This is a genomic window from Pseudomonas sp. GW821-FHT10B02 (genome assembly GCF_059415665.1).
In genome coordinates this window covers 95526-114690 of record NZ_JBWKNR010000011.1, presented here as the reverse complement: position 1 = coordinate 114690, position 19165 = coordinate 95526, and the positions used below count along the sequence as shown (strand labels likewise).

The window sequence follows — 19165 nt, the reverse complement described above, 5'->3', positions numbered from 1 at the left end:
TCCGGCCCTGGGGCAGGTCAGGGCGCTGGCGGTTCCACTACCGCTTCACTGACCAGCATGTACAGACGGAACATCACCACCGTGCTGAACAGCTGCAAGAAGCCATTGGCGCTGTCGAGGGCCAGTTGCGCCAGGGGCGAAGGCTCGGGGATCAGCATCTGGCTCAGGCCATCGATCAACCACAAAGGGGCCAGTACACCGAGGATGCAGGTGAGGATTCGCCAGAAGTTGCCGGTGGTCATCTGGAAGCTTTCGCGCATGGCAGCCAGCGGCGGCAGGCCGCGCAGTACCAGCAGGTACTCGGCAAACACCAGGTTGATCATCACCCAGATCCCCGGAAGGATGAACAGTGCGGCGCCGGCCATGATCAGCAGCGAGCTGAGCATCACCATCAAGGCGAACGATGGCCACAGGCGCAGGGCCATGGCCAGCAGGTTGCGCTTGAGCGGGGTGTAGCCGTTGCTGCGGGTGTCGAGGTAGAGAATCAGCGCGGCACTGTACAGTGGGTAGAACAACAGGCTGGCAAGCATGCCATAGGCCTGTGACGCGTCCTTGCCCAGCTGTTGGTAGAGCAATTGGGTGCACAGTGCCTCAAGCACCACCAGCGGCAAACAGAGCTGGGCGATGCTCAGCAGGTGGCGGCGGAAGAAGTACAGGGAGTCACGCAGAACGCTGAGCGGATTCATCGGTCGATATCGTAGTTGAAAAAAGCAGGGCGTAACTTTAGCCCAGCCAGCCCTCAACCTGAAGAAAGTTTCATCGCGCCTTGTGTTGAATCCACGGCCCTGGCACCCCATTTTCAGTGAACCTGAATTCCCCCGGCTCTTGTGTGAGGTTGCCCATGAACAGTGAAGAACAAACCCTGATCGATGGCCTGTTCGGCCGACTCAGGCAAGCCGAAGACCCGGCCGTCCCCCGTGATGCCCAGGCTCAGGCGCGCATTGCCGAGCACCTGCAGCAGCAACCGGCGGCGCCCTACTACATGGCTCAGGCGATCCTGGTTCAGGAAGCTGCGCTCAAACGTCTGGACGAGCAGAACAAGCAACTGCAGGCCGAGCTGAAACAGGCCAAGGCACAAGTGGCAGCCACTACGCCGAGCAACAGCGGGGGCTTTCTTTCGAGCATCTTCGGTAGCGGTACCCGTGATCCTCAGCCGACCCAGTCACAGGCACCGGCCAGTGCTCCGGGCGGTGGCGGCTGGCGTGAACCGTCGCGTTCGTTCAGTCAGCCCGGCGCTGGCGCGCAGCAAGGTTTCAACGCAGCGCCCGCTCAGGCGCCTGCCCGTGGGGGTGCCAGCAGCTTTCTCGGCGGCGCCTTGCAGACCGCTGCCGGTGTGGCGGGCGGGGTCATGCTGGCACAGGGCATCAGCAGCCTGTTCAACCAGCACTCACAACCCGAAGAAGTGGTCGAGGTGATCAAGGAAGAGCCTGCACCCGCCAGCGACAGCGGCGGCTGGGGCAGCAATGACGAGCAGCGCCTGAGCGCCGACAACAGCGACTACGGCAACGATCAGGGCGGCTTCATGGACAGCGATTACAGCAGTGACGACGGCGGATTCTTCGGCGGCGACGACAGCTTCGTCTGAGCGCGCATACCCGCACCGCCTCCAGGCTGGCATACTGGGCGCCGAAACGGCCCCGGTGTGCGGCGGCCGGTAACCGCGCCACGGCGCCATGAGGAAGAACGGTGAAGAAGATCGCGGTATTCGCCGATGTGCAGAACCTCTACTACACCGTGCGCCAAGCCTATGGCTGTCATTTCAATTACGCGGCGCTGTGGGCCGATATCAGCCAGCATGGGCAGATCGTCGAGGCAGTCGCCTATGCCATCGACCGCGGCGACAGCAAACAGCAGCAGTTTCAGCAGATCCTGCGCAACCTCGGTTTCACCGTCAAACTCAAACCCTACATTCAGCGTAGCGATGGCTCGGCCAAGGGCGATTGGGATGTGGGGATCACCCTGGACGTGATCGACGCCGCCGCGCGGGTCGATGAAGTGGTGCTGGCTTCCGGCGACGGTGATTTCGATCTGCTGCTGGAGCGGGTCATCAGCCGTCACGGTATTGAAGCCGTCGCTTATGGCGTTCCGGGGCTTACCGCCAACTCGCTGATTCGCGCGGCCAGCCGCTATGTGCCCATCGAGGGCGGCCTGCTGCTCAGGCACTAGGTTTTACTGAGGTTTTGTTTTGGAACGTATTGCTGTCATCGACTTCGAAACCACCGGCATTTCGCCCGGTGCCAATTGCCGGGCCACTGAAGTGGCGGTGGTCATGCTCGAACGGGGGCGTATTGTCGAACGCTACCAGAGCCTGATGAACGCAGGTGTGCCGGTGCCGGCTTTCGTTGCCGGGCTGACCGGTATCACCACGGCCATGCTCCGCAGTGCGCCGCCTGTTGCACGGGTGATGAACGAGGTCGCCGAGTTCGTCGGTGACACGCCGATGCTGGCGCACAATGCTTCGTTCGACCAGAAGTTCTGGGACTATGAACTGGCGCAGATCGGACGCAGCCGTAGCCAGCGCTTCGCCTGTTCGATGCTCTTGGCCCGGCGCTTGATGCCGGCGGCGCCGAATCACAAGCTCGGCACCCTGACCCGCTGGGCCGGCCTGCCCGACACCGGCACCGCTCACCGGGCCATGGCCGATGCGGAAATGGCCGCCAACCTGGCCCAGCACCTGGCCGGGCAGTTGCGTGAGCAAGGTGTCAGCGCGGTGTCCCACCAGTTGTTCTGCAGCTTGCAGAAAGTCCCGGCGGCAAAGATCGCCGAGGCGCTGAAGACCTACCGTTAGGGTTTCTTGCCGTTGTGCTCGAGGTGGCCCAGCGGCAAGCGCCGCTCCACCGCGCTGGAGAGGATGATCGAGGTCTTGCTGAAGCCGAACTGGGCGACGCGATTGATCAGCGCTTCCAGCTCAGGCATCGAGGCCACGGCAGCCTGCATGATCACGCAAGGATCGCCGGTGACCCGGTGGCACTCGGTCAATTGCGGGATCTGCGTGAGCTCTTCATAGGTCTGCTGATTACCGTGGCTGGCCAGGCGCAGTTCAATCACGCACTGGATCGGCAAGCCGATCTTTTCCAGATCGACCTTGGCCTGATAGCCGGTGATCACGCCGCTGGCTTCAAGCTTGGCGACCCGTTCGGCGACCGCCGGGGCAGACAAGTTAACCTTGCGGGCGAGCTCTGCAAACGAGGCGCGGCCGTTTTCCAGCAAGGCGCTGAGGAGCATTCGATCGTACTTGTCCATGGGCTTCCTGAGGCGTGTTTTGAATCAAAGGTAAAAGGCCAAAATAACCATTCTTTCCAAAGTGTACGGTTTGTTTAAACAGGTTTTGTAACTTATGTTTGCTCGCGTGCCTTTCTAAACTAATCCCCCGACAATCAGAATTCGAGCCCCCCATGTCTGCCTCTCGTCGCTTTCCATTGGTTTTGATCGGCGCCTTCCTCGCCTTGTACCTGGTCTGGGGCTCGACTTACCTGGTAATTCGCATCGGTGTCGAGTCCTGGCCGCCGCTGCTGATGGCGGGCGTGCGCTTCGTTATTGCCGGTACGCTGCTGTACGGCTTTTTGCGCTGGCGCGGCGTGCCGGCGCCGACCTGGCCACAATGGCGTGCAGCAGGCGTGATTGGCGTGCTGTTGCTCAGCTGTGGCAACGGCGGCGTGACGCTGGCTGAGCACGCTGGCGTGGCTTCCGGGGTGGCGGCATTGGCGGTGGCTACGGTGCCGTTGTTCACCCTGGTATTCGGCTTGTTCTGGGGGCATCGCAACACCCGCCTGGAATGGGCCGGGATCGTCCTCGGCCTGGTCGGTATTGCCATGCTCAACCTGGGTTCCAACCTGCAGGCCAGCCCTATGGGCGCCGCGTTGATCCTGTTTGCCGCCGCATCGTGGGCGTTCGGCTCGGTCTGGAGCAAAAGCCTGCCATTGCCTCAGGGGCCGATGGCCAGTGCCGCGGAGATGCTCGTGGGGGGGGCCGCCTTGCTGCTGGGCAGCGCCCTGAGTGGCGAGCGCATGACCCAGATGCCCACCGCCGCCGGTTGGGGCGCGCTGGCTTATCTGGTGTTCTTCGGCTCGATTCTGGCCTTCAGCGCCTACATGTACCTGCTCAAGCATGTGCGCCCGGCGGCGGCCACCAGCTACGCCTACGTCAACCCGGCGGTCGCGGTGCTGCTCGGCATCCTGTTTGCCGGCGAGCAGATCGGTTTCGAGGAATGCGTGGCCATGGCGGTCATCATCGGTGCGGTGGTGTTGATCGGTCTGCCGCAGTGGCGCAAGCCGACCGCTGAGCAGGTCAAGCCACAAGCGCAGGTAGAAGGCGAGCTGTGCAAGTAACAGCGGTTTGTCAGGAAGGCGCTGGCGGAACAAGGTAAACTGCCGCCATTGCTGAATTCCCCTGACGGTACTGCCATGACATTCGCCAAACTCGGCCTGATTGAACCCTTGCTGCGCGCGCTTGAGCGCCTGGACTACAACACCCCGACGCCGGTCCAGGCCCAGGCCATTCCTGCCGTGCTGGCCGGGCGCGACCTGATGGCCGCAGCCCAGACCGGTACCGGCAAGACCGCAGGCTTCGCCCTGCCGTTGTTGCAGCGCCTGACCCTGGAAGGCGCCAAGGTTGCCAGCAACTCGGTGCGCGCGCTGGTGCTGGTTCCGACCCGCGAGCTGGCCGAACAGGTGCACAGCAACATCCGCGAATACGCCGAACACCTGCCGCTGAGCACCTATGCGGTATACGGTGGCGTCAGCATCAACCCGCAGATGATGAAACTGCGCAAGGGCATCGACCTGCTGGTGGCAACACCGGGGCGCTTGCTCGACCTGTTCCGTCAGAACGCGGTGAAGTTCAATCAGCTTCAGGCGTTGGTACTCGACGAAGCTGACCGCATGCTCGACCTGGGCTTTGCCGAAGAGCTGCGTGCGGTGTACGCGGCCTTGCCGGTACGGCGGCAGACCTTGCTGTTTTCGGCCACCTTCTCCGACGAAATCCGCCAGCTGGCCGCGCAGACCCTGAATGATCCGTTGAGCATCGAAGTCAGTCCGCGCAACGTCACCGCCAGCACGGTCAAGCAGTGGATCGTCCCGGTGGACAAGAAGCGCAAGCCGGAGCTGTTCAGCCACCTGATGCGCAAGCAGCGCTGGAAGCAGGTGCTGGTGTTCGCCAAGACGCGTAATGGTGTCGATCAACTGGTCGAGCGCCTGCGCGGCCAGGGCGTGAACGCCGATGGCATCCATGGTGACAAACCCCAGGCGACCCGCCAGCGTGCTCTGGACAGTTTCAAGGCGCGTGAGATCCAGATCCTCGTGGCCACCGACGTTGCGGCGCGCGGCCTGGACATTGACGACCTGCCGCTGGTGGTCAACTTCGACCTGCCGATCGTGGCTGAAGACTATATCCACCGTATTGGCCGCACCGGTCGTAAAGGCAACAGCGGCGAGGCGATCTCGCTGGTGTGCGCCGATGAGGTGCAACTGCTATCGGCTATTGAAACCCTGACCCGCAAGACCCTGCCGCGCCATGAAGAACCGGATTTCATTCCTGATCACAAGGTGCCAATGACCGATGCCAATGGGCAGGTGCTGAAGAAGCCGAAGAAACCCAAGAAGCCCAAGGAAAGCAGCAGCAAGCGTAGCCTGGGGCGCTGGATGGACAGTGGCGAGACGCCGGCGGCAGTGCCTGCAGCCAAACCGGTGCGCAAGGTGCCGACCTTCAATACCGGGCCGCGTAAGCGTAAGCCTTGAGCCCTTGGGGCCGCGTTGCGGCCCATCGCTGGCAAGACCAGCTCCCACACCCATGGTCCATCAGGTCTTTTGCCTGGCCAGGCTTCTGTGGGAGCCGGCCTTGCCGGCGATGGAAGGCGCAGCCTTCCCTCAGTTTTTCAGCCAGTCGAGAACCCCAAGCCCTGCCTTGCGCCCACTGGCAAAACACGCCGTCAACAGATACCCCCCGGTCGGCGCCTCCCAGTCGAGCATCTCACCGGCACAAAACACCCCTGGCAGTTCCTTGAGCATCAAACGCTGATCCATCGCCTCAAACACAACTCCACCGGCGCTGCTGATCGCTTCATCCAGCGGGCGAGGGCGCACCAGCACAATCGGCAGGGCCTTGATCGCCTGGGCCAGCAACGTCGGGTCGGCAAAGGTCTGCGCGTCGGTCAGCTCGCGCAGCAACGCCGCCTTGACCCCGTCCAGGCCCAACTGGCTGTGCAGGTGCTTGGCCATCGAACGTGAGCCGCGTGGCTTGGCCAAGGCCTTCTGAATGTTATCCACAGTGCGATTGGGCAACAGGTCGAGCAACACGGTGGCGCTGCCTGCACGGTTGATCGCTTCACGGATCTGCGCCGACCAGGCATACACCAGGCTGCCCTCCAGTCCTTGCGTGGTGACAATGCATTCACCCAGCCGTGGCGCCTGGCCTGTAAGGCTCAGGGCGATGTTTTTCAGCGGTGCGCCGGCGAATTTGTCTTTGAGTAGATCGCTCCAGGCATGCACCTCGAAGCCGCTGTTGGCAGCCTGCAACGGCGCGACCTGTACGCCTTTATCCACAAGCCAGGGCAACCATGCAGCATCAGAACCCAGGCGTGCCCAGCTGCCGCCGCCCAAGGCCAGAAGGGTGGCAGCAGGCTTGAGCGCCAGTTCGCCCTGTGGATAAGCCACTCGCAAGCTGCCATCGGCATTCCAGCCAAGCCAGCGGTGACGGGTGTGGATAACTACTCCTGTGTCGCGCAGGCGCTTGAGCCAGGCGCGCAGCAGCGGGGCGGCCTTCATGTCGCGGGGAAACACCCGGCCAGAGCTGCCGACAAAGGTTTCGATGCCCAGATCGTGAATCCACTGGCGCAGGGCGTCGGCGTCGAAGCCTTCGAGCAATCCGGCGATTTCAGCGCTGCGCTCGGCATAACGGGAAATGAACGCCGGGTAGGGTTCGGAATGGGTGATGTTCATGCCACCGACTCCGGCCAGGAGGAATTTTCGTCCTACCGAAGGCATGGCGTCGTACAGATCCACCGCGACCCCGGCCTGGCCGAGCACTTCGGCGGCCATCAACCCGGCCGGCCCGCCTCCGATAATGACAACGTGTGGGCGGTGGGGGGCGCGGGTGTCGGTCATGGTCGGCTGCAAGCTGGGGAAAAGAGCCGGCATTCTACCTCAGCGCAGCAGGCGGAAACACTGAGCAAAAAATGTACAGCCGCTTCAAACCCATACGGGCAAAGGGCTGCAGTGGCTTTCACGCAGGTTATCCACAGGCGGTTCCACAGTCATTGTGAGTAACCCAGTACCCGTTTGGCGCTGTGATGGAGGATGCCATGGCGGCGTGCCAGGGCCTGGCGGTCCTTGCTGTAGCCGCCACCGATCACCCCGACCACCGGGATATCGCGACCCAGGCACTGGCGCAGGACATGTTCATCACGGGCTGCGACGCCTTCATCGGTCAGTTGCAGGTAACCCAGGGCATCGTCCTTGTGCACATCGACGCCAGCGTCATACAGCACCAGGTCCGGACGGTACATCGGCAACAGGTAGTTGAGGGCGTCCTCTACCACCTTCAGATAGGCCTGATCGCCCATGCCGCGGGGCAAGGGGATATCCCAGTCACTCTGGGCCTTGCGTGCCGGGAAGTTCTGCTCGCAGTGCAAGGACACGGTGATGGCATCGGGGGTGTTGTGGAGAATCCGCGCGGTGCCATCGCCCTGGTGCACGTCGCAGTCAAAGATCAGCACCTTGTGCACCCGTCCGGCTTCCAGCAGGTAGTGGCTGATGACCGCCAGGTCATTGAAGATGCAAAAGCCGGCGGGATGGTCGTAGTGGGCGTGGTGGGTGCCGCCGGCCAGGTGACAGGCGATGCCATACTCCAGGGCCTGTTCGGCGGCCAGCAGCGAGCCGCCGACCGCTCTCACCGTGCGTCGGGCCAGGGCTTCGCTCCAGGGCAGGCCGAGGCGGCGCTGGTCCTCGCGTGACAACTCGCCATTCATGTAGCGTTCGATGTAATCGCGGTCATGGGCCAGGGCGAGGATATCGTTGGGGCAGATCTGCGGGCGCAGCAAGTCCTGGTCGGTGGTCAGTCCACTGTCGACCAGGTGATCGCGCAGCAGGCGGAACTTGTCCATCGGAAAGCGGTGCTCGGCGGGAAACGTCGGGCTGTAGTCGTCGTGGTAGATCAGCGGCAGGGGCATGGCAGATTCTTGAGCAAGTCAGAACTCGATCTTGCCAGTTGCGCTTGCCGTTGCGCTACTTTGTAGGAGGCACGACTCTCTAAAAGGCGCATACATGCTGGCTTCCTGGACGTTCTGGGCTGTTCTCTCGGCTGTCTTTGCGGCGCTGACGGCGATCTTTGCCAAGGTCGGCATCAGCGGTATCAATTCCGACTTCGCCACCTTGCTGCGTACCGTGGTGGTACTGATCAGCCTGGCGCTGATCCTCTACGTCACCGGGCAGTACCAGTCACTGGCTTCGATTTCGCCGCGCAGCTACCTGTTTCTGGTGCTGTCCGGGCTGGCCACCGGGGCTTCCTGGATCTGCTATTTCCGCGCGCTGCAATTGGGCCAGGCGTCTCAGGTTGCCCCTGTGGATAAACTCAGCGTGGTGTTGGTCGCCGTGCTGGGGGTGACCCTGCTCGGCGAGAAGCTCGATCTGCGTCAGTGGGCGGGTATCAGCCTGGTCACTCTGGGCGTAGTGATGCTGGCATGGCGCTGATGCCGACCGTCGGCAATGCGCTTGTGCGGCGAATGGCCGGTGCTTGCAGGGCCTGACGTCCGTAGAAAAACAGCGCGGTCAGCCAGGTGGTCAGCCAGACGAAGATACCTGCCCAGAAGGTGTGGGACATGTAATGCCAGCCTTGAAGTACGCGAGTGGTTCCATAGACGAAGCCCAGCAGCAGAATCGCCACCAGCAGTTTGCGCGCATGTTGCCAGCGGTAACGCCGGGCCACGAAGTACAGGGCCAGCAGGGTAAAGCCACTGGAGGCATGGCCGCCTGGCCAACAGCGCCCGTCGCCGGGTTTGCTGAACCAGCTGAAGTTTTCGAACCATTCCGTGCGCAACTGTGATCCGCCGTACAGGGTGGTCTCTACCGGGCAGTACACGCTGGTATGACTTTTCAGGTAGTGAATCACCGTCGTGCACAATGCGAAGGCCACCACGACGAAGAGAAAGTCGCGCCGATGCCCAGCGCTAAAGCGCAGCAGCGGGGCAATGCGGGACTTTTCCAGTAGAGGGCTGTGGGCGAGCTGCGGATGCTTGCTCAGCAGGGGCCAGATACATGACAGCAGTGTGCCGATGATTGCCGCCTCACCGGTCCAGTTCGGCAGGATCCGTGGCCATTTGTGCGTGACCTTTTCGAACCATTGATCATGCAGCAGCGGAAACTGGCCGGTGGCCGGATCCAGCAGCAGGTTGCTGATCAGCCGGTCCAGCCGGGTCAGGTCGAACAGCAGGAAAACGGCCATGGCGAGCAACAGCGGGATGCCCAGGTTGAGCAGATAGTAGGCTTTGCGTGAGCCGGCTCGCATACTCAGGTCCGCGTACTGTTAAGAATTTTTTGCCATTCGCTGGCGTTCATCTGGCCGAGGATTCTCGCTTTGCCGTTGGCAGCGACCGAGACGAACAATGCACTGGCATAGTCGCTGGAGCGCTGGCCGCCGGGCACCTTCAGCTGGCGCTCCATATGGTCGATGCAGCCGCTGTGGGTCACCAGCACCAGGTTGTGCTTCGGCGCCTTGTGCGCCAGGGCGGTCTTGGCGAAGTCCTGGTCACACTGTTGCACCCATTCTTCGCTGCTGATGGCTTTACCGAAGATGAAGTGCGCGGTCTGGCGGGTCCTGACCTGCGGGCTGCTGAGCACTTTGGCGCTATCCAGGCCCAAGTGCTGCAAACCATGGCCAACGTCCGTGGCGGCCTGGCTGCCGGCCACGGTGATCCCGGTCGGGTCGCCAAGACAAGTGTTGCTTGAGCGATCACAGCGTTCAGCGTGACGGATCAGCACGATCACTGCGCCTTTGGACCATTCACTGTAAACACCGCTGCTGTGCATTTGATTGTCACTGCCCAAGTCCACAATTCGAGTTCTCGTTGCTGCCCATGTGGTCAGAGTGGCCAATGCAAGCATGACGCACAGGCCGATGAGCATCGTTCTGATGGCGGGTAATCGTTGGCGCTTGAGCGCTGAAAGGACGGTGTTTCGAGTGGTACCGGGCAACATGCTGCAACTCCATAACGCGCAATCGGATCGGGGGGCAGCCGGTTGGGGCAGGCACCACGAGCATGGCCGCACTGTAGGCGACACCCCGTGGAGAGCAGGTGAAGTGGATGTGAAAAAAATCTTTATGGGGCGAGGGCGATAAACGGCGCGATTGAACAAAGCGTTTTAGTGTTTGTCGTAGCTTGCAAGTTGGAGTGGATGGCACTGTCGAAGTGCAAGTTGTAACTTAATGTGTGTAACTAAATATATGTAACTAAGTTTTGTCGTTGGAAACGAATTGTTACTCTGCGTAAATAATGTAAATTCGCTTCATCTGATAATTCCTCGTAAATAGCATTGCGCATCATTTTCTGATGGTGGCAATACTAATGGCACATAAGGCTGAAATAACACGTCGTTCAGAATCAGGTCACCTTTACACTGCACTTGGCTTGGCAGTGGCTTCCTGGTCTTCCGGCAGTCTGGCTGAAACTTCCGCTACCACCGTTGCGCAGCCGGCAACAGCGGTGGAACTGGATGCAACCGATATCACCGGGAAGCCTCACGAAACTTTCAAAGTCGATGAAATGTCATCGCCAAAGTTCACCGCGCCCCTTCTTGAAACGCCCAAGTCGATCACCATCATCAATGAAGCCTTGATCAAAGAGCGTGGCGCAACCTCGTTGACCGATGTGCTGCGCACTACCCCGGGCATTACCCTGGGCGCTGGCGAAGGTGGCACTCCGCTGGGCGATCGTCCGTTCATTCGTGGCTTTGAAGCCAGTACAGACATCCAGATTGATGGCGTGCGTGACCTGGGGCGCATGTCCCATGAGGCGTTCAACGTCGAATCGGTGGAAATCGTCAAAGGCCCGGGCTCTTCCTATAGCGGTAGGGGGTCGACCGGCGGCACGATCAACCTGGTGAGCAAGGCGGCAAAGATGGATGACTCCATCGCCGGCACCGTCACCATGGGTACTGACCAGCTGTGGCGCAGCACCATTGATATCAACCAGTACCTGCCAGAGCAGGACCTGGCCTTGCGCCTGAATGCGATGAAGCACGAAGCCGATACCCCCGGTCGTGACGATGTCGAGGTCAAGCGCTGGGGTATTGCCCCGACCATCACCTGGGGCCTGCAGGGACCGACCCGTGTCACCGCCAGTTACTACCACCTTGAGACAGATGACATTCCTGATCAGGGGCACCCGATTTCGCTGATAACCAACAAGCCGGCCGACGTTGATCGTGACAACTTCTACGGTCTGGTCGATCGCGACTTCCGCAAAACCTCTGCCGATCTGGCAACGTTGATTCTCGAACACGACTTTTCCGAAGAGCTGAAAGCACGAAACACCTTGCGTGGTGGTCGTAGCATGCAGAACTACGTCATGAGCCGTCCGGTGTTTGCCAACGTTGGGCAAGAAGAAAGCGGACTGGTCGGGCGGGGTTTCCGGCCACGCAATGTGGTCAACACGACGTTGATCAACCAGACCGACCTGTTTGGTACTTTCCACACCGGCAACATCAAACATACTTATGCCACCGGTCTGGAACTCAGCCGCGAAACCATCACCGACAAGGATAAGCACAAAGGTAATAACGGTCGTCCTGCCGACCTGGAAAACCCCAACCCCCATGACGGTGGCTGGACGCTGTTGCCAGGTACTGGCCAGGTCACCAGCAAGTACCAGACCGAGGTCAAATCGCTGTACGCCTTCGACACCTTGGGACTGCACGAACAGTGGGACCTGAACCTGGGCTTGCGTTATGACGACTACGACGTGAAAAACCGCGTTGCCGGTGGTGCCGAGTCGTCCAGCGAACTGTGGAACTACCAGGTCGGCGTAGTCTTCAAGCCTATGCCCAATGGCAGCATCTACCTGTCCTACGGCACATCGTCCAACCCCTCGGGGGAAAACACCCAGTCTGGCGGTGCTGATGGTGCGGGTGCCGGTAACCTGAACGGCAACAAGGCCAACCTGGATCCGGAAAAAGCCCGTAGTGTGGAACTGGGTACCAAGTGGGATGTGCTCAACGAGCAACTGTCGCTGACCGCCGCGGTTTTCCGCACGGAAAAAACCAACGCCCGTGTAACCGACCCGCTCACCGGCCTGGTGGCCCTTGATGGCGATCAGAAAGTTACCGGCTTCGAGCTGCAGGCAACCGGACGAATCACCGACGCCTGGGCCATCTGGGCCGGTTACACCTACCTGGACGCCGAAGTGGTGAAGTCCGGTGGTGACCGCAGCAACGACGGCAATCAGTCCAAGTTCATTGCACCCAACAGTTTCAGCCTGTGGAGTTCCTACGACATCACCGACCGCTGGAGAGTCGGTGGCGGGGCCAACTACATGGATGATCGCTACATGAACGACGCCAACACCATTACCGTGGATGACTACTGGCGCTACGATGCAATGGTTGGCTACAAGGTCAGCAAGAATCTGGACCTGCAACTCAACGTCCTCAACCTGACCGACGAAACCATCTACGATGCGTCCCATGTTGGTCTGTTCGCCACCGTGGCACCGGGCCGCTCGGCGGAGCTGACTGCAAGCTTCACGTTCTGATTGCCCCCGCCCTGAATGTCTCGACAGTGATGGCCTGGCCGGCGCTGTCGAGACTGTGATTTTTCCTGGCCCCTGATCGCCAGCTTTGCTACATCTGCCTACGCTGTAAACTGCAGGTGATGTGTTCAGGAGCAGGCGATGACCCCCATACTCGAGTTGGAAAGCGCACGACTGGTGCTGCGCCAATGGCAGGATGACGACCTCGGCGAGTTCGCCACCCTGTGCGCCGACCCTCAGGTCATGCGTTATTTTCCCGCCCCGCTGACGCGCCTTGAAAGCGCCGCACTGATCGGCCGCATCCGCGGCCATTTCAATGAGTACGGTTTTGGTTTGTGGGCGTTGGAACGCAAGGATTCCGGTGCCTTCATCGGTATGACCGGCTTGCTCAATGTCAGCTTCGATGCCGATTTTGCCCCAGCCGTGGAGATCGGCTGGCGCCTGGCTCGCCGCCATTGGGGCCTGGGATTCGCCAGCGAAGCGGCCTGGACCAGCCTGCGTTGTGCCTTTGCCCAATTGGGCCTGGAGCAGGTGGTGTCGTTCACTTCTGAAAGCAATTTACCGTCGCAGAAGGTCATGCAGGCCATTGGCATGCAACAGGACCTGGCCGGCAGTTTCCTGCACCCGAAACTGCCCGAGGACCACCCCTTGCGGGCCCATGTGCTGTACCGCATCAACCGGGCCCAGTGGCAACAGACCCTGCGTGGCTGAATTGCACAACATACAGGTGAGCTATGACAAACCCTGTATCATTTGTCGCAGTTGCGCATTGCTTTGGAGAATCTTGAATGAGCCACGTGTTGGACGATCTGGTCGACTTGCTGAGTCTGGAAGCCATTGAGGAAAACCTGTTCCGCGGACGCAGTCAGGATCTGGGTTTTCGCCAGCTGTACGGTGGCCAGGTGCTGGGGCAGTCGTTGTCGGCCGCCAGCCAGACGGTCGAAGAAGCCCGCCATGTGCATTCATTGCACGGTTATTTCCTGCGTCCGGGTGATGCGACGATGCCGGTGGTTTACTCGGTTGACCGGGTACGCGATGGCGGCAGTTTCAGTACCCGGCGGGTGACGGCGATCCAGAAGGGCCAGCCGATCTTTACCTGCAGCGCATCGTTCCAGTATGACGAAGAGGGTTTCGCCCACCAGACGCAGATGCCTGCGGTGGTTGGCCCGGAAAACCTGCCTTCGGAAGTGGAGCTGGCCCAACGCATGGCCGACCGTCTACCAGAGGCGATCCGCGACAAGATGCTGTGCGCCAAGCCGATCGAAATGCGCCCGGTCACCGCAGAAGACCCGTTCAATCCCAAGCCGGGCGAGCCGGTGAAGTACATCTGGTTCCGGGCTGACGGGAACCTGCCGGATGTGCCTGCACTGCATAAGTACATGCTCGCCTATGCTTCGGACTTCGGCCTGTTGACCACCTCGTTGCTGCCGCATGGCAAATCGGTGTGGCAGAAGGACATGCAGGTCGCCAGCCTCGATCATGCGCTGTGGTTCCACGGCAATCTGCGCGCTGACGAGTGGCTGCTGTATGCCATGGACAGTTCCTGGGCGGGTAATGCCCGCGGCTTTTCCCGTGGCAACATCTTCAACCAGGCCGGGCAACTGGTGGCTTCGTCCTGCCAGGAAGGCCTGATCCGTCAGCGCAAGGACTGGGCATGAGCCTTAAGGATATTCGTCACTGGGTGTTCGACATGGACGGCACCCTGACCGTCGCGGTGCATGACTTCGCGGCCATTCGCGAAGCCCTGGAGATTCCGCCGGCGGATGACATCCTTACTCACTTGGCGGCGTTGCCCGCTGCCGAAGCTGCGGCCAAGCACGCCTGGTTGCTGGAGCATGAACGTGATCTGGCGATTGGCTCGCAGGCTGCGGTCGGTGCCGTGGAACTGGTGCGTGAGCTGGCCGGACGCGGCTGTAAGCTGGGTATCCTCACCCGCAATGCGCGGGAACTGGCGCATGTCACGCTGCAAACCATCGGCCTGGCCGACTGCTTTGCCGAACCGTACGTGCTGGGACGTGATGAAGCGCCACCCAAGCCGCACCCCGGTGGCTTGTTGAAGCTGGCCGAGGCGTGGGATGTGGCGCCTGCAGAGATGGTCATGGTCGGTGATTACCGCTTTGACCTCGATTGCGGTCGTGCGGCGGGGACCCGGACCGTCCTGGTCAACCTGCCCGACAATCCATGGCCGGAATTGGCTGACTGGCATGCGGCGGATTGCCGGGCGTTGCAGGCGTTGCTTCAGGGTTGAAATCCATCGCGGGGGCAAGCCCCGCGATACGGCCTCAGAAGTCCCAACGCGTGGTCAGCATCACATTGCGCGGCTCACCATAGTAGGTGGTGTCGAAGTTGCCCAGCCCGCTCAGGTAGCGTTTGTCGAACACGTTGTTGGCGTTGACCGTGAAGCTCAGGTGCTCGTCATACTGGTAGCGGCTCATCAGGTCGACCAGGGTATAGCCGCCTTGCTTGATGTAGGTGTAGTCGTTCACCGCACCGCTGTAGATCTTGCCGTAAAACGCGCTCTGCCAGTTCACTCCACCACCGACGGTGACCTTGTCCAGCATGCCTGGCAGGCGGTAAGTGGTGAACACACGCACCAGGTGCTCAGGCTTGCTGGTGCTCATCGGGAAGCCGTAGATGTGTTGTTCGTCGGCATCGCGGGAGCGGGCATAGGTGTAGCCGGCCGAGAGGTTCCAGCCTTCCATCAGCTCACCGGCAACTTCCAGTTCCAGGCCTTTGGTGGTTGCGCCGCTTGTGGCTTTGTAGATGCCCTCGTTGGTGAGCGGGTTGGAGCCGATCGACTCGGCGACGTTGTCCTGCTCGATACGGAAAAATGCCAGGCTGGCATTGAGTCGGCCGTCGAAGTAAGCCGCCTTCAGACCGGCTTCATAGCTGTCGCCTTCGACCGGGTCGAGAGTGGCGCCGTTGGCGTCCTTGTTGCTCTGCGGCTGATAGATCGAGGTGTAGCTGGTGTACACCGAATAGGTGTCGTTCAGGTCATACACCACGCCGGCATAGGGCGTGACCACGCCATGCTGTTTGTAGCTCGCGGAGTTGTCGGCGAAGACAGTCGGGTTCAGACCGTCGTAATCGTAGTTATCGTGGTACTTGAAGGTGCTGACACGGGTACCGAGGATCACCGACAGCTCATCGGTGGGGCGCAGGCGGGTGGCGATGTAGGCACCGTTCTGGCTTTTCTTCTGTTCATACTTGCCGTTTTTCGGGAAGTCCGGCACGCCGATATGGCCGTCCCAATCGAAAATGCTGCCCGGAACCATGGCGAATTCGCTGGTGTCCCAGGTGCTGCCGGTCTGGCGTGAGTGGGCAGTGTTATAACCGACGACCAGGTCATGCTGGCGGCCGAACAGGCTGAAAGGTCCGGAGAGGTTCAGGTCGGCAGAGTTTTGTACCCGATGACCTTCCCAGCGCCCCCAGAAGAAGAACATGCCGTTGCCGTCGCGGTCCGGTGAGCCGCCACTGGCCGACGCCAGGCGGGTGTCGTGGTCGCTTTGCAGCTGGTTGACGCTGAGCTTGAGTGACCAGTCGTTGGCCAGTGCCTGTTCCAGGGAGGCGAAGTAGGTGCGGTTCTGGAAGTCGCGACGGCTCCAGTCGGCGCCCGGATTGAATGAACGGGAGAAATCCGTACGGCCGCCGTCGGCAAAATACACCGGGTTGCCGGTCCAGGAGGTGCCGCGTGGGGTGGTGTTCTGTTGGTCGATGCCGACCGTCAGCAGGGTGTCAGGAGTGATGTCGGCTTCGAGAATGCCGTAGTACACCTCTTTCTTCTGCTGGTAGTGATCCTGATAACCCTTCTTGTCCTGTTGCGCGCCGACAAAACGGCCGCGCAGGGTGCCGCTGCTGTTAAGCGGTCCGGAAACATCGCCTTCGCCGCGATAGTTGTCCCAGCTGCCGGCACTGCCGGTGAGCGAGGCCTGGAACTGTGCGGTGGGTTTCTTGCGGATCAGGTTCACCGTCGCGGAAGGATCGCCGGAGCCGGTCATCAGGCCGGTCGCGCCCTTGAGCACTTCGACCCGGTCATAGATGGCCATGTCGACATGGGCGGTGCCCTCGTCATAAACACCGTCATAAATGGTGTTCACACCGTCATATTGGTAGTTGGTGATGACCAGGCCGCGGCTGGAAAATTCGGTGCGGTCGCTGTCGTAGGTCTGCGCCGATACACCGGGAGTATTGCGTAACACATCGGAGATGCTCTGGGCGCCCTGGTCATCCATCAACTGGCGCGTGACAACGGTGATCGATTGCGGCGTTTCGCGAATCGACAACGGCAGCTTGGTTGCGGTCCGGGAGGCGGCGGTGGTGTAGGAGCCGGTGTTTTCCGTGGTTTCGCCGAGAAGCTGGCCGTTGATGCTGGTTGCCCCCAGTTCCAGGGCGTCACCGTTGCTGGCCGGGATCAGTACATAGCCACCGTTGCTCTGGCGCTGGGCCTGCAGGCCGCTGCCCTGCAGCAAGCGCGCAAGGCCTTCTTCCACCGAATAGTCGCCCTGCAGCCCGGCCGATTGTTTTCCCTGGGTTTCTCGGGCATCGAACGACAGGGTGATGTTGGCGCGGGTGGCGAACAGGCTGAGGTTGGTGCCCAGTGCCCCCGGAGCGATCTGGAAATTTTTGCTGGCGCTCTGTGCCATGGCCTGCGCCGGCAGCAATGCCAGCATCGGCAGCGGCGCCAGGGTCAGGCCGAACAACGCCAGGTGAACGGCGCGAACCAGAGGGCGGGGTGCCCGGGGGCAAATACGGGTCATGCAGGTTTTCCTTCGATTGGCTGGGCAGAGGTGCAGCTGAATTTGCTGCTTTAACTGCGTAGCCGAATGAGAATGAAAATCGGCAACCCTTTTGTTGAAATTATTCAGACCGCTTCGATGCTGACCCAGTAGCGGGTCAGGTAGCGCACCTTGACCGGTAACGAGGCGCTGAGGTTTTCCAGAATGGTGTCGGTATCGTCGATGCGAAAGGCGCCGGACAGGCGCAAATCGGCAATGCCTTCAGCGCAGCGCAGCATGCCCGGGCGATAGCGGCGCAGCTCGCTGACAAAGTCGGCCAGGCACCATTCGATCACCGTCAGCATTCCTTGGGTCCAGGCACCGGTGCCGGGTGCAGCGCTATGGGTGCTGCCGATCTGCCGCTGGTCGAAGCTGACCGATTGCCCGGCTTCCAGGCGCAGCATCAGCAGCGGGTTATCCACAGGACGGATCTCCACCGCGTGCTGCAACACGCTGACCCGGCTCTGGCCGTCGTCGCTGCGCACACTGAAGCGTGTACCCAGGGCGCGCACGCGGCCCTCGGCGGTCTGCACCTCGAAGGGGCGGGCGGCGGGGTCGCTGGCGGTTTGCACCATGATCTCGCCGCGGTACAGGCGTAACTGGCGCTGCTGGCCATCAAAGTGAATATCGACGGCGCTGTCGGAGTTGAGTTCGAGCTGGCTGCCATCGCTGAGCCTGACCTGGCGCCGTTGCCCCTTGGCGGTACGCAGTTCGGCCATCAGCGCCAGCGCCGGGGTGCTCTCATGCACGCTCCAGCCGGTGGCGCCGACGGCCAGGAGCATGGCCAGGGTCTTTACCACTGCGCGACGGCGCGCCCGGACGCCAGCCAGGGTCGGCAGGGCGACATCGGCCGGCAGGCTGCCAAATTGGCGTTGCAGCTTTTCTACCCGGGCCCAGGCCTGGGCATGCGCCTGACTTTTGCCCAGCCAGTCCTGCCAGGCTTGCAGTTGGGCGTCACTGGGCTGCGCTGCGTTGAGCTGGACGTACCAGGTGGCAGCGGCTTCGAGGGTACGGTAATCCAGAGCTTGAGCCATTCAGTCGTCCGTCAGCAGCAGGCAATGGGTCATGGCACGGATCAGGTGCTTCTTCACCGTGGTGACCGAAACCCCCAGGCGCTCAGCAGTGGCGACATAGCTCAGGCCTTCCAGTTGCACCGCGAGGAAGATGCGGCGGGTGCGTTCACCCAGGCCGTCGAGCAGGGTATCGACAGCCACCAGGGTTTCGAGGATCAGCAAGCGTTTTTCCGGTGAATCGGCCATCCGTTCCGGGCGGCTTGCCAGTTCGGCAAGATAAGCTTGCTCCAGCGCCTTGCGGCGGAATTTGTCGATCATCAGTGCATTGGCGATGGCGCCCAGATAGCTGCGTGGCTCGCGAATGGTCTGGGCATTGCGCGCGGTCAGTACCCGGATAAAGGTGTCCTGGGCCAGGTCAGCAGCATCGCTGGCGTTGCCCAGGCGGGCGCGTAGCCAGCTTTTCAGCCAACCGTGGTGTTCGCTGTAGAGCGTATGCAGAGCGGCATGATCGGGAGCGGGCATGAACGACAACCAGCGCAGTAATTGATAATTAGTCGCATTATTGTTGTTTGTCTGGATATTTCGCAAGTACTGGCGCTTGACCGCTGCCAAGCCGAGGCAAAGACTGATCAGCTATTTAC

General features: G+C 61.2%; 19 protein-coding genes. 10 read left to right on the top strand and 9 right to left on the bottom strand.

Features of this window, described 5'->3' with window-relative positions:
• Positions 1 to 17: 17 nt before the first annotated feature.
• Complete coding sequence (locus AC07OF_RS17375; protein ID WP_157191056.1) at positions 18 to 686, bottom strand: hypothetical protein; 669 nt, start codon at positions 684 to 686, stop codon at positions 18 to 20.
• Between the two features lie 155 nt (positions 687 to 841).
• Here AC07OF_RS17375 and AC07OF_RS17370 point away from each other — a divergent pair, with 155 nt between their 5' ends.
• The 3 genes from AC07OF_RS17370 (at position 842) to AC07OF_RS17360 (ending at position 2788) form a co-directional block, all read left to right on the top strand.
• Positions 842 to 1585, top strand: coding sequence for a DUF2076 domain-containing protein (locus AC07OF_RS17370; RefSeq protein ID WP_157191057.1), 744 nt, complete (start codon positions 842 to 844; stop codon positions 1583 to 1585).
• A 101-nt stretch (positions 1586 to 1686) separates the two neighbouring features.
• On the top strand, positions 1687 to 2166 hold the full coding sequence (locus tag AC07OF_RS17365) for a LabA-like NYN domain-containing protein (protein WP_045182683.1): 480 nt from the start codon (positions 1687 to 1689) through the stop codon (positions 2164 to 2166).
• A gap of 19 nt (positions 2167 to 2185) precedes the next feature.
• Entirely contained in the window at positions 2186 to 2788 is a 603-nt protein-coding gene (locus AC07OF_RS17360) for a 3'-5' exonuclease (RefSeq protein WP_157191058.1), read from the top strand.
• Here the strand turns inward: AC07OF_RS17360 and AC07OF_RS17355 are convergent.
• Positions 2785 to 3243: an Lrp/AsnC family transcriptional regulator gene (locus AC07OF_RS17355; RefSeq protein ID WP_157191059.1), complete on the bottom strand. Its 459-nt coding sequence runs from the start codon at positions 3241 to 3243 to the stop codon at positions 2785 to 2787. The genes AC07OF_RS17360 and AC07OF_RS17355 overlap by 4 nt on opposite strands.
• 152 nt (positions 3244 to 3395) lie before the next feature.
• Here AC07OF_RS17355 and yedA point away from each other — a divergent pair, with 152 nt between their 5' ends.
• Together yedA and rhlE1 are read left to right on the top strand one after the other, a co-directional pair.
• Positions 3396 to 4328 (top strand): drug/metabolite exporter YedA, encoded by a 933-nt coding sequence (gene yedA / locus AC07OF_RS17350; RefSeq protein WP_157191060.1) that lies wholly within the window; start codon positions 3396 to 3398, stop codon positions 4326 to 4328.
• Between the two features lie 75 nt (positions 4329 to 4403).
• Positions 4404 to 5735: an RNA helicase RhlE1 gene (gene rhlE1, locus AC07OF_RS17345; RefSeq protein WP_157191061.1), complete on the top strand. Its 1332-nt coding sequence runs from the start codon at positions 4404 to 4406 to the stop codon at positions 5733 to 5735.
• Positions 5736 to 5864: 129 nt separating this feature from the next.
• Here the strand turns inward: rhlE1 and AC07OF_RS17340 are convergent, their stop codons facing one another.
• Both AC07OF_RS17340 and AC07OF_RS17335 read right to left on the bottom strand, forming a co-directional pair.
• Positions 5865 to 7100, bottom strand: coding sequence for a TIGR03862 family flavoprotein (locus AC07OF_RS17340; protein ID WP_157194682.1), 1236 nt, complete (start codon positions 7098 to 7100; stop codon positions 5865 to 5867).
• Between the two features lie 149 nt (positions 7101 to 7249).
• The gene (locus AC07OF_RS17335; RefSeq protein WP_157191062.1) at positions 7250 to 8164 is read right to left on the bottom strand and encodes a histone deacetylase family protein; all 915 of its coding nucleotides are present in this window, start codon (positions 8162 to 8164) and stop codon (positions 7250 to 7252) included.
• 94 nt (positions 8165 to 8258) lie between these two features.
• Here AC07OF_RS17335 and AC07OF_RS17330 point away from each other — a divergent pair, with 94 nt between their 5' ends.
• On the top strand, positions 8259 to 8684 hold the full coding sequence (locus tag AC07OF_RS17330) for an EamA family transporter (RefSeq protein ID WP_157191063.1): 426 nt from the start codon (positions 8259 to 8261) through the stop codon (positions 8682 to 8684).
• Here AC07OF_RS17330 and AC07OF_RS17325 read toward each other — a convergent pair.
• Both AC07OF_RS17325 and pmrG read right to left on the bottom strand, forming a co-directional pair.
• A complete protein-coding gene (locus AC07OF_RS17325; protein ID WP_157191064.1) occupies positions 8650 to 9498 on the bottom strand; it encodes a phosphatase PAP2 family protein in 849 nt (282 codons plus the stop codon). The genes AC07OF_RS17330 and AC07OF_RS17325 overlap by 35 nt on opposite strands.
• Before the next feature lie 2 nt (positions 9499 to 9500).
• Positions 9501 to 10187, bottom strand: coding sequence for a lipopolysaccharide core heptose(II)-phosphate phosphatase PmrG (pmrG, locus tag AC07OF_RS17320; protein ID WP_157191065.1), 687 nt, complete (start codon positions 10185 to 10187; stop codon positions 9501 to 9503).
• Positions 10188 to 10753: 566 nt separating this feature from the next.
• Here pmrG and AC07OF_RS17315 point away from each other — a divergent pair.
• The 4 genes from AC07OF_RS17315 to AC07OF_RS17300 all read left to right on the top strand — a co-directional run bounded on the left by AC07OF_RS17315 (position 10754) and on the right by AC07OF_RS17300 (position 14984).
• Positions 10754 to 12739 (top strand): TonB-dependent receptor, encoded by a 1986-nt coding sequence (locus AC07OF_RS17315; protein ID WP_232478231.1) that lies wholly within the window; start codon positions 10754 to 10756, stop codon positions 12737 to 12739.
• 138 nt (positions 12740 to 12877) lie between these two features.
• Positions 12878 to 13447: a GNAT family N-acetyltransferase gene (locus AC07OF_RS17310; RefSeq protein ID WP_157191067.1), complete on the top strand. Its 570-nt coding sequence runs from the start codon at positions 12878 to 12880 to the stop codon at positions 13445 to 13447.
• A 77-nt stretch (positions 13448 to 13524) separates the two neighbouring features.
• Positions 13525 to 14394 (top strand): acyl-CoA thioesterase II, encoded by an 870-nt coding sequence (tesB, locus tag AC07OF_RS17305; protein ID WP_038606666.1) that lies wholly within the window; start codon positions 13525 to 13527, stop codon positions 14392 to 14394.
• A complete protein-coding gene (locus AC07OF_RS17300) occupies positions 14391 to 14984 on the top strand; it encodes an HAD family hydrolase (protein ID WP_157191068.1) in 594 nt (197 codons plus the stop codon). Before tesB ends, AC07OF_RS17300 begins: the two co-directional genes overlap by 4 nt.
• 34 nt (positions 14985 to 15018) lie before the next feature.
• On the opposite strand, the gene AC07OF_RS17295 is transcribed toward AC07OF_RS17300, so the two are convergent.
• The 3 genes from AC07OF_RS17295 to AC07OF_RS17285 form a co-directional block, all read right to left on the bottom strand.
• Entirely contained in the window at positions 15019 to 17493 is a 2475-nt protein-coding gene (locus tag AC07OF_RS17295) for a TonB-dependent siderophore receptor (protein ID WP_157191069.1), read from the bottom strand.
• Positions 17494 to 17597: 104 nt separating this feature from the next.
• On the bottom strand, positions 17598 to 18545 hold the full coding sequence (locus AC07OF_RS17290) for a FecR domain-containing protein (protein WP_495073277.1): 948 nt from the start codon (positions 18543 to 18545) through the stop codon (positions 17598 to 17600).
• On the bottom strand, positions 18546 to 19046 hold the full coding sequence (locus tag AC07OF_RS17285) for a sigma-70 family RNA polymerase sigma factor (protein WP_157191071.1): 501 nt from the start codon (positions 19044 to 19046) through the stop codon (positions 18546 to 18548). It abuts the gene before it with no gap.
• Positions 19047 to 19165: the final 119 nt, after the last annotated feature.

Excerpts from the sequence above, each read along its gene's own strand:
- AC07OF_RS17375 (WP_157191056.1), bottom strand. The coding sequence starts at position 686 with ATGAATCCGCTCAGCGTTCTGCGTGACTCCCTGTACTTCTTCCGCCGC.
- AC07OF_RS17370 (WP_157191057.1), top strand. The coding sequence starts at position 842 with ATGAACAGTGAAGAACAAACCCTGATCGATGGCCTGTTCGGCCGACTC.
- AC07OF_RS17355 (WP_157191059.1), bottom strand. The coding sequence starts at position 3,243 with ATGGACAAGTACGATCGAATGCTCCTCAGCGCCTTGCTGGAAAACGGC.
- yedA (WP_157191060.1), top strand. The coding sequence starts at position 3,396 with ATGTCTGCCTCTCGTCGCTTTCCATTGGTTTTGATCGGCGCCTTCCTC.
- rhlE1 (WP_157191061.1), top strand. The coding sequence starts at position 4,404 with ATGACATTCGCCAAACTCGGCCTGATTGAACCCTTGCTGCGCGCGCTT.
- AC07OF_RS17340 (WP_157194682.1), bottom strand. The coding sequence starts at position 7,100 with ATGACCGACACCCGCGCCCCCCACCGCCCACACGTTGTCATTATCGGA.
- AC07OF_RS17335 (WP_157191062.1), bottom strand. The coding sequence starts at position 8,164 with ATGCCCCTGCCGCTGATCTACCACGACGACTACAGCCCGACGTTTCCC.
- AC07OF_RS17330 (WP_157191063.1), top strand. The coding sequence starts at position 8,259 with ATGCTGGCTTCCTGGACGTTCTGGGCTGTTCTCTCGGCTGTCTTTGCG.
- AC07OF_RS17325 (WP_157191064.1), bottom strand. The coding sequence starts at position 9,498 with ATGCGAGCCGGCTCACGCAAAGCCTACTATCTGCTCAACCTGGGCATC.
- pmrG (WP_157191065.1), bottom strand. The coding sequence starts at position 10,187 with ATGTTGCCCGGTACCACTCGAAACACCGTCCTTTCAGCGCTCAAGCGC.
- AC07OF_RS17315 (WP_232478231.1), top strand. The coding sequence starts at position 10,754 with ATGTCATCGCCAAAGTTCACCGCGCCCCTTCTTGAAACGCCCAAGTCG.
- AC07OF_RS17310 (WP_157191067.1), top strand. The coding sequence starts at position 12,878 with ATGACCCCCATACTCGAGTTGGAAAGCGCACGACTGGTGCTGCGCCAA.
- tesB (WP_038606666.1), top strand. The coding sequence starts at position 13,525 with ATGAGCCACGTGTTGGACGATCTGGTCGACTTGCTGAGTCTGGAAGCC.
- AC07OF_RS17300 (WP_157191068.1), top strand. The coding sequence starts at position 14,391 with ATGAGCCTTAAGGATATTCGTCACTGGGTGTTCGACATGGACGGCACC.
- AC07OF_RS17295 (WP_157191069.1), bottom strand. The coding sequence starts at position 17,493 with ATGACCCGTATTTGCCCCCGGGCACCCCGCCCTCTGGTTCGCGCCGTT.
- AC07OF_RS17290 (WP_495073277.1), bottom strand. The coding sequence starts at position 18,545 with ATGGCTCAAGCTCTGGATTACCGTACCCTCGAAGCCGCTGCCACCTGG.
- AC07OF_RS17285 (WP_157191071.1), bottom strand. The coding sequence starts at position 19,046 with ATGCCCGCTCCCGATCATGCCGCTCTGCATACGCTCTACAGCGAACAC.